The organism is Zhongshania sp., from assembly GCF_047636175.1.
Lineage (GTDB): Bacteria > Pseudomonadota > Gammaproteobacteria > Pseudomonadales > Spongiibacteraceae > Spongiibacter.
Genome location: NZ_JBLIKC010000018.1, coordinates 77,339 through 92,204, shown reverse-complemented (window position 1 = coordinate 92,204; position 14,866 = coordinate 77,339). Strand labels below are relative to the sequence as shown.

Sequence of the window (14,866 nt, the reverse complement as noted above, 5' to 3'; positions counted from 1 at the left end):
ATTTTATTTCTGATTATGTACGGCATGTTTTAGGGTTCATTGGCATTACGGATATCACCTTTATTGACAGTAGCAGTGTTGGCCTAGATGAGTCTAAAGTATTAGCTCATGCTCATGAACATATTGCGCGTATTTAAATAAAATTATTGAACATCGACAATGAAAAATGAGAAGAGATAATAACTAAATGGATAAATAGGCCTCCCCAATTAATGTGCATAAGCATTAACATGCACACCTTTATTTTGATCAAGAAACCATAGATTTTGCTACTGAGTTATGTCAAAGATCGGGTGACTTATTCATGTTACAAGTAGGTAGAGTTCATCAAAAACAAATAGGCCCACACCCACAGTGGAGTTGCCAAATAAAATTTTTATCAGATGATTTTGAGGCATTTATTCCGTGGCTTGAAGCACAACGTCAAGGGCTAAGTGTATTAGTGCATGGATTAACAGGCGATAACCTGAAAGATCACACTGAGCATGCCTATTGGCTAGGGGATGAAGTTGAACTAAATTTAGAACTATTCCGTGCATAACAGGCATATTTATCAAACTACCCATAATAATATATTGATTTATTAGAGTCATGCCAAAAAATTATGTGAATGACCTCTGCAACACCAATGGGGTCAGGTCTGTGATTTATGATTTAGGCAGTGTAGTGGCATAGTGAATTTGGTCATGTGATTAAAGGTGAGATGATCGCCTCTACAACAACACAGACGCTTAATAACTATGGGCGTGGAGGCTTTATAAAAATCAATAATCTTCAGCGTATTAGGTGTTTTTTACCGTTCGCTTATTACCAAACTAAGATATACGGCATAAAGAGCTAGTACGAAAAGCTCCACCCACAATAGCGGTCAGTCGCAGCCTCCACTTCGTCAGGGCACGTGAACAAGAGAACACTTCTCATTAACACATTGGGAAGTTGCTTAGCTTGTGGAAATTTATAAAATAAGCGCTATGATCAAGGGAAAGGAATATTTGGCAGAAATAAAGGGAATTAGTCTTCGTTTGACCGGCACTCGCTAATAGTGAAGTCGCCATCTCATTGAATCCCCTGATATTTTTTAATCCATACTGAAGCCCCAACTTTGATAAGAGGGCCAAAGTGATAGAGGGGCGCGAGTCTCTATAACTAACTGTTATGTGGATTGCGAAGCAATAGGAGAAGTATGATGATGACTACAGCCTTGCCCATCCAGGGTGGTTGCGCTTGCGGGAACATACGCTATACATGCACGCAGCTGCCGCTCCTAATGTTTCAGTGCCATTGTCGAGATTGCCAACGAGCAGTAGGTGGCCTTTTTGCTGCTAATGTTTGGTTCGTAACGGACAAAATTATGTTTGATACTGAACCAAAGAGTTACGTTGTAAAAAGTGATATTGGTAATACGATACATCATGAATTTTGTGCAGATTGTGGTTCACCCATAGGCATGTGGATTGAAGAAGATCGGACTGGGAGAGCTCTGCGCGCATCTACACTAGACGACCCAGCATGGCTTAAGCCGGATGCCGATATATTTGTAAAGAATGCATACCCGTGGGAAGTATTCGACCCTAATCGGCCCAAATACCAAAATGGACCACCAGAAGAATTGGTAGCGCGACTTGCAGCCAGAATATTCACATAACAAGCGCATTATGTCGCCACTTCGTGGCTGGGGCTGCTTACACTTCGCTCGTTCCTCGCTACGTTTCAGTCGCTCTATATGCGGGCGTTATGCGTAGGTAGCTATAAAAAACTTGAATAATATAGATTGATTTATCTAATTTTTCAGACTCAATAAAAACCGAAAGAAGAAGAGTAAATATGCGATACCATATCAAACAAAAAACTGCATATACAATATTTATGCTTATGTTGCTTGTACTATCAGGTTGCGCCCAAGTAAAGCTGATTGCTGACTATGATAAAGATGTACTGGCAGATACCTTTGATTTAGCTAAGCGAGTGGACCTGTTCTGGGCTAACTATATTGAGGCCACAGGCGAAGATCGAAAGTACGATACCGTCAAGCAGGAAATTATTGGCATTGAAGTTGACATAAACAGCTTACTGTTGAAGAACGAGGCTCGCGATGAAAATAAGCAAACTATTGCGCAGGTAGAGAATGTAAAAGATGTCTGGGGCAGGACTGCTGGTTTAATTAAGTCTCAAGGAAGTATATCGAATACATCAGCAAAGGCCACTCGCTTGCAAATGTCTGACGCAATCAAATACATCATAATAGGCGACAAAGCTAAAAATATTTCGAGCAACACTACCAATGAAGGAGATGCACAATGAGTTTTGATTTCGAGGCTACATTTGAGTCGATGGTAAATGCCGCACAAACAGAGTTGCTCGAAGACACCGAGCAAATTAGAAACCAAATGAAGCAGATTCTTGAGGATGAAAAAGACCGTCTAAAGCTAATTGCTGCCATTAAACTTGATCCAACGGCAACTGAGGCAGAGTTCGATTTAGCCCTCGAAAATGAAAAAGATGTACTTAAAAACGCCGCACTTGCCTTAGAAATACAAATACGAGCTACTGCTCAACAGGCTATCAATGCTGCCATTAATGTATTAAACGCCGCGCTTAATACGGCTATTCAAGCAATCTAAATAGACATATATGAGGTGTATAAACGGCTGAACACCAATGGGGTCAGGTCTTTGTTTTATGATTTAGGCAGTGTAGTGGCATAGTGAATTTGGTCATGTGATTAAAGGTGAGATGCTCGCCTCTACAACAACACAGACGCTTAATAACTATGGGCGTAGAGGCTGTATAAAAATCAATAATCTTCAGCGTATTAGGTGTATTTGAATGTTCGCTTTTTACCAGAAGGTGACGGCCACCTCGTTCATCGCACGCGGTCTTTCCAGATTTGTGGGGAGCTATGAAATGGCACTGCAATGCTTTACGCCTCTCATTGCAGTGAGATTTCAAGGGTTTAATATCAGTTCCCCCACTTTAGATTAATGCCTTGATGTTATTGCGGGCTTTTTATGTGTGAGCGGAAAAGCTGCTTGGGAACAAGTATTGAGCAGACCTTTAACTGCTGTCACCTTTAAATCAACAGTCAATAAATGCAGCAAAGTGAAGGCCGTATTTAGCGGTTAGCGAGCGCGCTGGCCATCAAGGCTTTATCTTCTTATTTCTATTCACTTGCATATACCGTATTAAAATAAAGCGCACCGCGCTTGAGGTGAATTTCGGTACTTGTTGCAGGAACGCAGTTTCTTAAGCTTGAAATAATGTATTTACCATCCGCAGTTTTAATGGTGGCATGTGACATTCCTTCCATCTTAGTGCCGCCAAGGGTGTCACATTTCTGAACTTCACCCGCTATCACTTCTAACACCTCACCACGTTTACTTATGCAAAGTGTTGTATAGAAACCAAGAATTAACAAAAAACCAACAATAATCCAGCGCATTTATAATTTATTACATCCGTTTTGATAGTTGTAAGGTATAAGGACCGCAGCGGCGGTGGTGTACAGCGACTAGCCAGGATGAAGCTTGGAATAGGTGGCTGTAGATAGCCTTATGCTTAGCTGTATTTGAGTTAAAACCCGACTCTATATAGTTTACTCGCTTAAAGCGGTTTAGCGCTGCAGCCAATGTAATGCTTTTTCTGCCGGTATGAAATCCTCTGCGTCTTTACTTTGTAGCATTGATAAGGTGGCCAGTAGTCCTGCTTCTACGCAGCTGGCTGTTACAACGTTCACTGAGTGGTGGGCGTCCATGACTGGCCATCCGGTCATTGGATTAAGCACATATGGGTAGCGTAGGCCGTCTCTAAGTAAAAACCGCCGGGCATCGCGGCTGGTTGCTAGACCGTCGCGCCGTCACTGAATGGTGGCGGATTGCAAGCCGCTGATATTCTCGACAGCCACTAGCCAATGTTCTTGGTAACTTGGTGGTGCATTTGCAAATAGATCGCGACCAAAATTCAATAGTACCTGCGCATCGCTAAGGCTGCTCACCAGCGCGGCGGCTTTATTGACGGCGTATTCTTTGCCGATGCCGCCGCCGAAATATGCTGAGTAACGTGGCGTCGATTGCTAATTTCCTTGCAGAGCATCGCAATTTCCGGGTTTAGGTAAGCCAGGTAGTGCTGACTCACAGTCGGGTTTTTGGTGACAATTTTATTGCAGACGCAGTAATAGCATAACCACCGGCAAAACGGCATGTGAACATAGAGAGGCAAGGGCGCGTCACTTTTCTGGGTTTTGCGTAATAGTTTTCGATATTCGATTTCGGTGACATCAGTGTTGAATTACAAGGCGTTAGGGTATGACATGTAGCGCTGGTTTGTGCCGCTATATTTAGCACTCAAGGCCTTGTCTATGCTGGTTAAAAAAGCTGGGCTAGCCTCTGGCGCAGGATGGTCGCTGGCATTGATCAGATTCATATTAGTGTAGTCCCGTGCCGGTAAAAACATGCTTATTGGTTATAGATTCACAGCGCAGGATGTAGTCCTCGTCAATTGACGGTGAATCCCGGTACTTGAATTGGCTAGCCACTTTGGCATTCACCTCATCCCCGTCGACGTCGCTAAAGAGCTTGCCAATTAGCAAGAAAATACTATGTTCAGCATGGATATGCGATATTTGTTCCTCGTGATACTGGCGTGCGAGTCTCATAGCTTGCGGCGATGGCACCGTATTCGCGGCTTGGTTCTCATCGAATACATACGCTATTTGGGCACTGAGGGCTTCTAGTCTAGGGTGGGCATGTAGCAGTTCTTCAACGTCAAGATGGTTAACACTAGCTTTGGTGAGTAATTGCTTGAAAATGATATCTTCCACTGGGTGGTGCCAAGCCTCAGGGTAGCTCTGGATATAATCGAGTATCTCCAAGACTTGGTCATCATTGTGGTTACCCGTCTTAAGCCCGACAAATTTGTCGAGTTCTCTGTTCAGTAAGTACATAAGTCGCAGTATACGGCGATGATCATTTTCGAGTTGATCCGGTAAATGATTTATATTGGTTTCAGGCATTTTCAGTGAGGTTTGCCAGAATCTACCATAGCAAAAGTCTGCGATTAGACTTTTGCTATGGACAGTAGGGCGGGCGAAAACTGGCTCGGTCGGAGCTTGGTTGTCGCATTTTCTGCAGGTGTGCGCTTATCTTGCCTTGACTGAAATGCCGACTATATTGATGAGTCTCGGGGCTGAGCGCTGGATAATGTGTGTCGATTGGCAAACAATGTTCAGAACCTGCTGTCTGTGTTGATAGCTGTCTAAATATTTGGCTTATAAAAGACCTTTTCCTAAGCGTTCAGGAGCATAAATGTCTTCACATCAAACAAAGCTTGAGATGGTTGGGGTTGATTACTGCGTCGAGAAAATTATCGAACGCTTAGGAAAAGACTTGCGGGTTGCCATGCCCCTGGGTTTAGGTAAGCCGGTTGAGCTAATAGACGCCTTGTACCGCCGTGCTAGCAGTGATTCCAGTATTTCATTGACGATTTTGACTGCGCTGAGTTTGGAGCGCCCGCGTGAAAATGACCCAATTCGGGGGCGTTTGCTTAATCCTGTCTTTGATCGACTCTACGCCAAGTACAGTGAACCGCTGTATCTGCAGGCTGAGCGTAAAGGCGAGATGCCAGCAAATATTAAACTTTGCGAGTTTTATTTCAAAGCCGGCAGTCGCCTAGGTCATGCATCGGCGCAGCAACACTATATCAGTTCAAATTATACCCATGCGGCAAGAGATGTGGTGGCACAAGGCTGCAATGTGGTGATCCAGCTACTTTCGCGGGAAGGCGATGCTCTCAGTATGAGTTGCAATCCCGACACCTCGGCTGAAGTGGTGGCGCGATTGAGACAAGCCAAACGCGATTATGTTGCGGTTGGGGTTGTGCATCCCAGCTTGCCATTTATGTACGGCGACGCCGAAATTGACCCAGCACAGTTTGATTTTTTAGCGCTAACAAATAACGAGCAACACGATTTATTTCAAGTGCCGCGCCTGCCCCCTATACCTGATGCTGATTACGCCATCGGGTTGCGCGCTAGTACCTTAATCAGAGACGGCGGCACCTTGCAGCTGGGTATTGGTGCAATGGGCGACGCAATTGTTCAGTCAGTATTACTCCGTCATCAACGCAACGCCGATTACCGCGAACTACTAAAGAAGTTTGATGTTGATTTGAACAACGCGGAATTAGTGGATGCCATTGGCGGGCGCAATATTTTTGAGCATGGATTGTACGGTGCTACTGAAATGTTTGTAGAAGGTTTGCTACATTTATTTGAGGCCGGCGTACTGCGTCGTCGTGTTTATGACTTTTGGGCGCTGCAACAATTAATTAATTTGGGCCAGTGTAATCCCTTAGCTTTGACGCCTGACTGCTTAGCTTTACTGGCAGAATTGGGGGTGCGCGAATTGCGCGGTAAAGATTTTGATACCCTGCAGTACCATGGATTTTTTAATGACGAATGCCGCTATAGCGAAGGCCAGTTATTTTCGCCGCAGGGTGAAAGTTGTCCCGCGAATATGGCCAACCCCGATAGTCAGAAATTTATGGCTACGCACTGTTTAGGTTCGCAATTACGCAATGGCAAGGTGATGCACGGCGGTTTCTTTTTGGGCAGTGGTGAATTCTATCGGGCTTTGCGCGAGATGCCTGAAGCGCAGCGTAAGCAGCTAGCCATGTGTGGGGTGGACAAAATTAACCAGCTAGACAACAACCCGCGCTTATATAAGTCACAGCGGCAAATGGCTCGCTTTATTAATACCGGTTTGAATGTGAGTCTTAATGGCGCGGTTGCATCAGATACCTTGGAGAGCGGTCAAGTGCTGTCGGGTGTGGGAGGGCAGTATAATTTTGTGGCCATGGCGCATCAGTTAGAGGGCGGTCGGTCGGTGCTGATGATTCGCGCCACTCGCTCGCAAGGCGTTCAATCGGTGTCAAATATCGTCAGCCACTATGGTGCATGTACCATTCCACGCCACCTGCGGGATATTATTGTTACTGAATACGGTGTTGCCGATTTGCGCTCTAAAACCGACGAGGAAGTGTGTATCGCATTGATTAATATTGCTGATTCGCGCTTTCAAGCTGGCTTGCTGGCTGAGGCGAAGGCCGCGGGTAAATTGTCTGCTGACCATCGGGTGCCCCAAGTGTTTTCTAATAACTTGCCTCATATTATCAAGGCCAACGTGGCATGGGCGCGGGCAAAGAATATGATGCCAGCTTATCCTTTTGGCTGTGACTTTAGCGAGGGGGAATTAGAAGCTGGGGCAAGCTTAAAGGCGCTCGCGAGTATGACTTTGGGTCAAAAACTAAGCACCTTTGTTCACGGTGGTAGGGAGACAGATACCTCACGTCGGGTGCTAGCAGTATTGGGTTTACAGGGTGCTTTGAATGGAAAAGAGCGTCTGCTAAAACGGCTCCTAGAGGGAGTAAATAATAATAATTAGGGGTTTTTTTCTCTAACGATTTAAATTATTTGCGATGACTGTCACAAATTTAAGGCTTATTTTGTACTGTCAATATGCTATTAAAATCGTGCAACTCATTGTTTATGTTGACTATAAAAGTAGATTTGCGGAATATTTAAGTGCTTATACGCACTGCCAATTGCTTTGGATTTCCACTACTCTAGATGTCAGGATCATTGTTGCTGCCGCCAAGGAGTTGTCTGCAGAAGACAGTTTGAGGGTAAGTTGAGCAGTAACATCGTCAAGCTCAGTAGGTGTATTGTGAATATTAAATTAGCAAGCTATGTTTTGTGCTCATTTTTCAGTGTGTCGGCAATGTCGGCGTTCGCAGAACCAGAGAGTTGTTTAGATTGGGAAGTGCAAACGTTCCCAGCTACCTCGGAACAGTCGAGCTGTTCCTATTTTAATCACAATAAAGTCTCTACGCGCTTTACCGTTCATAATGCTTGCGATACTAAAGTGAGTGGTGTGTTTAGTTACTACAAAGACGATATTGATAAGAAGGTGATAATGAGCGTGCAGTCTTTTGCAGTAAGCGCCGGAAGTAGCCAAGAGATAGCTAACCTATGTGGCATACAAAATAGTTCCGCTTATCAGGTGTCGCAAGTGACGTTTTAAACACAGGCTATGTGACGTGTTAAGCCATAAAAAAAGCCCTGACAATAATGTCGGGGCTTTTTTTATGGCTTAACACTTTGAACCGCTTTTAGTCTCACGCTATAACAGTAATCGTATAGTGTGAGAGCGGCGCAGATGGGCCAAACTTAGCGCGTAGTGAAACGATCCAGTGGCATCGCCATAACGCTGTCAGTGCTGCTATTCATGCAGGCAGCGTGACCTTTAGCGCGCGGCAGTAAGCGCGAGAAGTAAAACTCTGCAGTTTCTAACTTCCCTTCATAGAAGTCTTTATCACTGCTACCTTCTGCTAATTTTGCAGCGGCCACTTCGGCCATCATTGCCCAGTAGTAGGCCATAGAAAGGTAACCGCTATACATCAAAAAGTCGTAAGACGCTGCGCCAACGGCATCGCGATTTTTTGAGGCACGCGCAACCATTTTAACTGTGTGCCAGTTCCAGGACAGCGTATAGCCGATTAATTTAGCTGAGTAACCACGGCGTTTGCCGCTGATTAAATTCTTAAAGCCAAATTTATAAAGCTTTTTACAGAAGCTGCCGTAGAGTTTAAAACTGTCTAGCACTACTTTACGACCGATAAGATCCATGGCTTGAATGCCGGTGGTGCCTTCGTACAAAGTAGCAATACGGGCATCGCGGTAAATCTGTTCCATGCCGTGTTCTTTAATGAAGCCGTGACCACCAAATACCTGCATGGCGTTGCTGGCAGACTCAAGACCGGTTTCGGTTAAGAATGCTTTTAATATAGGTGTTAAGAAGCCCAGCTCGTTTTCTGCTGCATCGCGATCTTCTTGGGAATCTGCGTGTACCATGCGGTCAGAATATTTAGCGGCGTCATAAATCATGGCGCGGCCACCTTCTGCAAAGGCTTTGGCGGTCAGCAGCATACGGCGCACATCGGGATGATGAATAATCGCATCGGCTACTTTTTCTGGGTTTTTAACGCCAGACAAAGAGCGCATAGAGTAGCGATCCAGCGCGTAAGGAAGCGCATTTTGGTAAGCAAGTTCTGAGGCCGCTAAGCCTTGAATTGCTGTACCGATACGTGCGGTGTTCATGAAGGTAAACATCGCATTTAGACCTTCGTTCTCTTTGCCGAGCATATAGCCGGTTGCTGAGTCGAAGTTCATAACGCAGGTAGCGTTACCGTGAATACCCATTTTATGTTCGATACTGCCGCACTTCACACCATTGCGGTCGGTGATGGTGCCGTCTTCGCTAGTATTAAACTTAGGTACAATAAAGAGTGAGATCCCTTTGGTACCTTCGGGCGCGCCTGGGGTGCGGGCAAGTACAATATGAATAATATTTTCTGCGAAGTCGTGTTCACCTGCAGAGATAAAGATTTTGGTGCCATCAATCTTGTAGCTACCGTCATCTTGGGGATCGGCTTTACAGCGCATTTGGCCTAGGTCTGATCCGCAATGAGCTTCGGTCAAACACATGGTGCCAGTCCACGTGCCTTCACATAACTTGGTCAGATACAGTTGCTTTTGCTCTTCAGTGCCGTGCACGTACAGCGTGTTCATTGCGCCTAAGCTGAGACCGGGGTACATACCCCAGGACCAGTTAGCGGTGCCCACTAATTCAGATTTGATAAGACCCATAGACATGGGCAGGCCTTGGCCGCCGTATTCAACAGGGTGTGACAGGCCTTGCCAGCCGCCTTCAATCCACATTTGGTAGGCTTCTTTAAAGCCGTCTGGGGTGGTGACTACACCGTCATCCCACTGACAACCTTGGTCGTCACCGGACTGGTTTAACGGCGCCAGAACTTCTTCGGCAAATTTTGCCGCTTCGGCGGTTATCGCTTCTATCATATCTGGTGTCGCTTCAGCGCCAGAAGGGATAGTTTGGTAGTGGGCGTTGAAGTCCAGTAATTCATTGATGACGAAGTTGATATCGCGCACTGGAGCTTTATATACGGTCATAATATGCCTCTGCTATTCCCGTGTATGGGGGATCAATTACGCAGCGGATGATAGCGGATGCTGCTGTGGGGTAAATTGGCCGCTTTGTGTCTAGAAGATGACGCTTCGGTCAATGGCCTAACAATCGAGGTTATAGGCTATTAAGGTGTGCTATCGCGTAGATGAGCGATAGCGGTCGCAAAGGCTTGAGTGGCTTGGACTCTGGCGCGATACTGGGATGATTCCGAAGGGAGGGTAATAAGAAATGCAAGTTGATTACACTGTGTGTTTTGAAAGACATCATTTGCCCGCAGGTGGCTATTTGGCGCAGCTTACACTCAATGCACCTAGGCGCGTGAACGCCCTGACGCTTGAGACGGTAACGCTGCTCTTTAAATTGCTACTTGAAATTCGTGATGATCCTGAGGCTGTGGCGGTATTTTTGGACGGCGCTGGCGAGCGCGGCTTTTGTGTGGGTGCGGATGCCCGGCGAATCCGTGAATCTGCCCTTGCCAATCCCGGTGGCGCGGCAGTGGAAGCAGATACCTTTTTTACTTATGAATACGCGGCAGCACATTTAATACACCGCTTTCCCAAACCGGTGATTTGCTGGGGAAGTGGCATTGTGATGGGAGCGGGGCTGGGTTTGATGGTTGGCGGCAGTCATCGCATCGTCACCAGCAGCAGCGCTCTGGCAATGCCTGAAATTAGCATTGGGCTATTTCCGAATGTCGGCGCGAGTTGGTTTTTAGCACAAATGCCAGGTGCAACAGGGATATTCACGGCCTTAACCGGCGCGCGTCTGTCTTCGGCAGACGCCTTATACGCGGGCTTGGCAGATTATTGTTTATGCGATGAAAGTAAGGCCGAGGTGCTGCGCAAGATTATCAATATAGAGTGGTGTGATGATCCTCAGTGGAACGCAGAACATTTAACGGAGTGTCTTACCGATATCGAAGTAGAGCAGGGTGTAGTGCTGTCACAAGCGTCATTGAAGGACCATCGCACTTGGATTGATAAGGTCTGCGGACTGGCGACCCCCGCGGCGGTAGAAAAAGAGATTTGTCGCTACCGAGGCAATAGCGAGTGGCTGCAGCGTGCAGCGCAGGGATTGACGCGGGGGGCATCGAGCAGCGCTAAGTTGATTTTTCGACAGTTGGGGCTTAGCCGCAGTTTGAGCCTGGCTGATGTTTTTAAGATGGAGTTGGTGTTGTCATCAAATCGGGTGCGGGACCCAGAATTTGCCGAAGGTGTGCGCGCCCACTTAATTGACCGTGATCGAGATCCACGCTGGTGTTACAAAAGCATCGCAGAGGTGCCAGAGTTAGAAATTGATGCCTTGTTTACGTCGCCGTGGCAGCAAAACCCTCTGGATGAGTTATTTTCGCGTTAGGGTGCAAGTCAGCGCTTTTTATCTTGATAGGCCCAGATACAGACGATGTGGAAGTTAGCCCATAAACGATTTGAGTAGTGCCAGCGCCAGGGATAAACCGACTAAAGGCAGAATCCAGCGACGAATTTTTGACTGCTGTTCGGGTGATGCTTGGGGGGCGAAACGCTCGATCATGGGCACTAATACCATCAGTGCAATAAATAGAATCGCCAATATTGTTAATAGGTCTGCCATGAGGGTGCTCCGCGTAAAAAAGTGGGCCGCCTGATTCACATAAAACGATTGCTGTGAGCGCAGGGGCTGTTGAGTACCAGCCCCTATTCTACCTATTACTGCTAAGGATTACTTCTTGAGGATAACCGAGGAACCGTGGCCGAATAGGCCCTGATTGGCGGTAATACCTACTTTGGCATTGGGCACCTGCCGATCGCCTGCTTGGCCACGTAACTGCCATGTTAATTCGCATATTTGCGCCAATGCCTGTGCGGGTACGGCTTCGCCAAAGCAGGCTAGGCCGCCGGAGCTATTTACCGGCAAGCGGCCGCCGAGTTTGGTGACGCCGTCGCGAACCAGCTGGGCGGCTTCGCCGCGCGGGCATAGCATCAGGTCTTCGTACCAGTCTAATTCCAGCGCCGATGACAGATCGTAAACCTCGGCAAGACTGACATCTTCAGGTCCAATACCGGCTTGTTCATAGGCTTTTTTCGGCAGTGCGGCGCGAAAGCTATGCGCTTCGACACCTGCGGCTGCCGCCGAATCGGTGGCGATGTCTGGCATTTCAACCACTGAGCTGGCGAAAGTGGGGGTGACGGTTGATACCGCGGCGACCCTAACGGCATTGGCTTTGCCGATACGTTTGGCGTAATCCATGCTAGATACAATTATTGCTGCGCCGCCGTCTGAGGTCGCGCAAATATTTAGCAGACGCAAGGGGTCGGCAACCATGGCGGAGTTTTTAATGTCTTCCATGGTGAATTTTTTCTTGTAGCGAGCATTGGGATTAGTAAATCCGTTTTCGCTATTTTTAATTTTCACTAAACCAAAATCGTCTTCTGTATCACCGTAGAGATCCATGCGGCGGCGAGCGTACATGGCGAAGTAAGTTGGATTGGTAATGCCTAAATAGAAGCGTAACCAATCGGGGTCTTCCGGACGATAGCCCTTAGCTGGGGCTAAAAAGCCCTTTGGAGTGGTGTCTGCGCCGACGACTAAGGCAACTTCACATTCGCCAGACAGGATTTTTGCTCTTGCCGCGGCTAAGGCTTGCGAACCGGATGCACAGGCTGCGTACGAGGTATTAACTTGCGCGCCTTGCCAGCCTAATGCCTGAGCAATAGTTGCACCCGCAACATAGCCAGGATAGCCGCAGCGCATGGTTGCCGCGCCAGACACAAATTGCACGTCTTGCCAGGGTATACCGGCGTCTTTAAGTGCTTCGCGAGCGGCATGTACGCCGTATTCGCTAAAGTTGCGACCCCATTTACCCCATGGGTGCATGCCGACGCCCAGTACTGCAATATCTTGACTCATTCTACATTCTCCTTGGGGGGTTTAGCGCTGTGGCTGCCATTTCCAGGTGACTTTGATGGCATCGTCATCTTCATGCAGAGTTTCAAGCACCAACTCTGCGGTTTGCCCCACTTTTAATTGATCAACATCCACGCCTTTTACCACCTGACCAAGAATGATCATTTGCTCTTTTTCCAATTCAACGGCCGCAATGGTGTATGGCACAAAGGGCTCATCGGCAATGAAGGGTTCAGGTGGCTTGTAGCAGGCATTGGTATAAGACCAAATTTTGCCTTGGCGGCTGAGCTCAACCTCACTGAATTCGGTGCTATCGCAGGCCGGATTCTTACAAAAGCTGAGTGTTTTGGGAAAGTAGTATGTGCCGCATTGCTTGCAGCAGGCGCCAATAAGGTGCGGGGTGTCCGTGTTGAGTGTGAACCAGCCTTCTATGGCGGCCTGCACGGGTTTATTACTCATTGTGAATCTCCACCGAATGGACGGGCGACGCGCAGCAAGGTGTTTATTAAGGCTGGGAGTCTGTCTCGTATAACCGGCAAATCATCGCAAGATCAGTGACTTGGCACTATCGTCTGAATGGCTGATAGGTGATCTGCTGCATGCTGACTGCAATTGTCACTGGGGTGAGTGAATTTGCAATTGTTGTCATCCCGCCAAGGCCTATCATTGGTCTCATAAGCATGAACAGTTAGATCCAAGATTTTTAAGCCTAAATTAGGGGACGGCAATGAAAGTTGAGTTTACCGCAGCGCAGGATGCCTTGCGCAAAGAACTGCGGACCTATTTTGAAAACCTGATGACCCCAGACCTGAAAGCGGAATGCGACGAAGCCATGGGCGAGGGCGGTGGCCCGCTATGGCGTGAAGCCCTGAAAAAAATGGGCAAGGACGGATGGATTGGGGTTGGCTGGCCCAAGGAGCTGGGCGGTCGTGGTATGAGTCCCATCGAACAATTTATTTTTGTCGAGGAAGTCATGCGGGCAGGCTATCCCTTCCCGTTTCTTACTACTGAGTCGGTGGGGCCACAGTTGGCCGAGCATGGCAATGAGCGTCAGAAGCGCGAGATTGTGCCAAAAATTCTGGCCGGTGAATGTTTAATCGCCATCGGCTACTCTGAAGCGAGTGCGGGTACTGACCTCGCCAGTCTTAAAACCAGCGCCGTTAAAGATGGCGATGGCTGGCTGATTAACGGCCAGAAGATGTGGACTAGCTTGGCGCATTTTTGCGACTACGTTTGGCTCGCCTGCCGCACAGATCCTGACGCCGCTAAACCCCATAAAGGCATTTCTATGTTTATGGTGCCGACTAGCGATCCCGGTTGGAGTTGCAGCCCGGTTATTACCCTAGGCGAAGTGCGAACGAATGCGACCTTCTATGACAATATTCGGGTTGCCGACGATGACATGGTGGGTGAACTCCACGGCGGTTGGAAGCTCATTACCAGTCAGCTAAACCGTGAGCGTTTAAGCTTGGTCAACTTTGGTCCCACCGCAGAAATGTTTAATAACATCGTTCGCTGGGCGCAGAAGCTGGACACGGCGGATGGCGGAAAGTTAATTGATGAGCCCTGGGTACAAATTAATCTCGCCAAGGTGCGGGCGGGTGTTGAGGCCCTGAAACTGGTTTGTTACAAGCAGGCGTGGGCAATGACCGAGGGCAATTTGGAAATGGCAGATGCTTCTGCGGCCAAAGTCTATGGCTCTGAATTTTTCATAGAAGTGTATCGCCTGCTGGGTGAGGTGATTGGGGAGGCCTCCTTGATTAGTCGTAAAACCGACGGTGCAAATCCTATTGCCGCGCGAGTTGAACGTTTATACCGAACCGCATCAATTATTACCTTCGGCGGCGGCACTAACGAAATACAGCGCGATATTATTTCTGCGGCGGGTTTATGGATGCCGCGCGCATCACGTTAATTTTGCGCACTACGATATAGAGGATTAG

At 47.6% G+C, this 14,866-nt stretch carries 14 protein-coding genes and 2 pseudogenes; 8 read left to right on the top strand and 8 right to left on the bottom strand.

Translation table 11 applies throughout. The features are described from left to right. Positions 1–241 precede the first annotated feature (241 nt). The 4 genes and pseudogenes from ACI955_RS12030 to ACI955_RS12015 all read left to right on the top strand — a co-directional run. Positions 242–541, top strand: a pseudogene (locus ACI955_RS12030) (DOPA 4,5-dioxygenase family protein); the annotation flags it as partial. 642 nt (positions 542–1,183) lie between these two features. Continuing rightward, positions 1,184–1,645 (top strand): GFA family protein, encoded by a 462-nt coding sequence (locus ACI955_RS12025; RefSeq protein WP_415243985.1) that lies wholly within the window; start codon positions 1,184–1,186, stop codon positions 1,643–1,645. 179 nt (positions 1,646–1,824) lie between these two features. Beyond that, a complete protein-coding gene (locus ACI955_RS12020) occupies positions 1,825–2,301 on the top strand; it encodes a hypothetical protein (protein ID WP_415243984.1) in 477 nt (158 codons plus the stop codon). Continuing rightward, entirely contained in the window at positions 2,298–2,621 is a 324-nt protein-coding gene (locus tag ACI955_RS12015; RefSeq protein ID WP_415243983.1) for a hypothetical protein, read from the top strand. The genes ACI955_RS12020 and ACI955_RS12015 overlap by 4 nt, the downstream gene beginning before the upstream one ends. Positions 2,622–3,160: 539 nt before the next feature. Here the strand turns inward: ACI955_RS12015 and ACI955_RS12010 are convergent. From ACI955_RS12010 to ACI955_RS11995, 4 genes and pseudogenes are all read right to left on the bottom strand, one after another. After that, the gene (locus ACI955_RS12010) at positions 3,161–3,439 is read right to left on the bottom strand and encodes a hypothetical protein (protein ID WP_415243982.1); all 279 of its coding nucleotides are present in this window, start codon (positions 3,437–3,439) and stop codon (positions 3,161–3,163) included. Between the two features lie 171 nt (positions 3,440–3,610). Further along, positions 3,611–3,835, bottom strand: a pseudogene (locus tag ACI955_RS12005) (FAD:protein FMN transferase); the annotation flags it as partial. A gap of 18 nt (positions 3,836–3,853) precedes the next feature. Then, positions 3,854–3,991, bottom strand: a complete 138-nt coding sequence (locus ACI955_RS12000; protein ID WP_415243981.1) for a hypothetical protein — start codon at positions 3,989–3,991, stop codon at positions 3,854–3,856. A gap of 429 nt (positions 3,992–4,420) precedes the next feature. Next, positions 4,421–5,008 (bottom strand): hemerythrin domain-containing protein, encoded by a 588-nt coding sequence (locus tag ACI955_RS11995; protein WP_415243980.1) that lies wholly within the window; start codon positions 5,006–5,008, stop codon positions 4,421–4,423. A 292-nt stretch (positions 5,009–5,300) separates the two neighbouring features. On the opposite strand from ACI955_RS11995, the gene ACI955_RS11990 reads away from it, so the two are divergent. After that, positions 5,301–7,436 (top strand): acetyl-CoA hydrolase/transferase C-terminal domain-containing protein, encoded by a 2,136-nt coding sequence (locus ACI955_RS11990; RefSeq protein WP_415243979.1) that lies wholly within the window; start codon positions 5,301–5,303, stop codon positions 7,434–7,436. A gap of 282 nt (positions 7,437–7,718) precedes the next feature. Then, entirely contained in the window at positions 7,719–8,075 is a 357-nt protein-coding gene (locus ACI955_RS11985) for a hypothetical protein (RefSeq protein WP_415243978.1), read from the top strand. A gap of 146 nt (positions 8,076–8,221) precedes the next feature. On the opposite strand, the gene ACI955_RS11980 is transcribed toward ACI955_RS11985, so the two are convergent. After that, positions 8,222–10,024 carry an acyl-CoA dehydrogenase C-terminal domain-containing protein gene (locus ACI955_RS11980; protein WP_415243977.1) on the bottom strand — a complete coding sequence of 601 codons (1,803 nt, stop codon included), beginning with the start codon at positions 10,022–10,024 and terminating at the stop codon, positions 8,222–8,224. A 244-nt stretch (positions 10,025–10,268) separates the two neighbouring features. Here ACI955_RS11980 and ACI955_RS11975 point away from each other — a divergent pair, with 244 nt between their 5' ends. Next, complete coding sequence (locus ACI955_RS11975) at positions 10,269–11,396, top strand: enoyl-CoA hydratase/isomerase family protein (RefSeq protein WP_415243976.1); 1,128 nt, start codon at positions 10,269–10,271, stop codon at positions 11,394–11,396. A 54-nt stretch (positions 11,397–11,450) separates the two neighbouring features. On the opposite strand, the gene ACI955_RS11970 is transcribed toward ACI955_RS11975, so the two are convergent. The 3 genes from ACI955_RS11970 to ACI955_RS11960 form a co-directional block, all read right to left on the bottom strand. Then, positions 11,451–11,630, bottom strand: coding sequence for a hypothetical protein (locus tag ACI955_RS11970; protein ID WP_415243975.1), 180 nt, complete (start codon positions 11,628–11,630; stop codon positions 11,451–11,453). Positions 11,631–11,738: 108 nt separating this feature from the next. Continuing rightward, entirely contained in the window at positions 11,739–12,926 is a 1,188-nt protein-coding gene (locus tag ACI955_RS11965) for a lipid-transfer protein (RefSeq protein ID WP_415243974.1), read from the bottom strand. A 21-nt stretch (positions 12,927–12,947) separates the two neighbouring features. Then, the gene (locus ACI955_RS11960) at positions 12,948–13,382 is read right to left on the bottom strand and encodes a Zn-ribbon domain-containing OB-fold protein (protein WP_415243973.1); all 435 of its coding nucleotides are present in this window, start codon (positions 13,380–13,382) and stop codon (positions 12,948–12,950) included. A gap of 268 nt (positions 13,383–13,650) precedes the next feature. Here ACI955_RS11960 and ACI955_RS11955 point away from each other — a divergent pair, with 268 nt between their 5' ends. Next, positions 13,651–14,838: an acyl-CoA dehydrogenase family protein gene (locus ACI955_RS11955; RefSeq protein WP_415243972.1), complete on the top strand. Its 1,188-nt coding sequence runs from the start codon at positions 13,651–13,653 to the stop codon at positions 14,836–14,838. Positions 14,839–14,866: the final 28 nt, after the last annotated feature.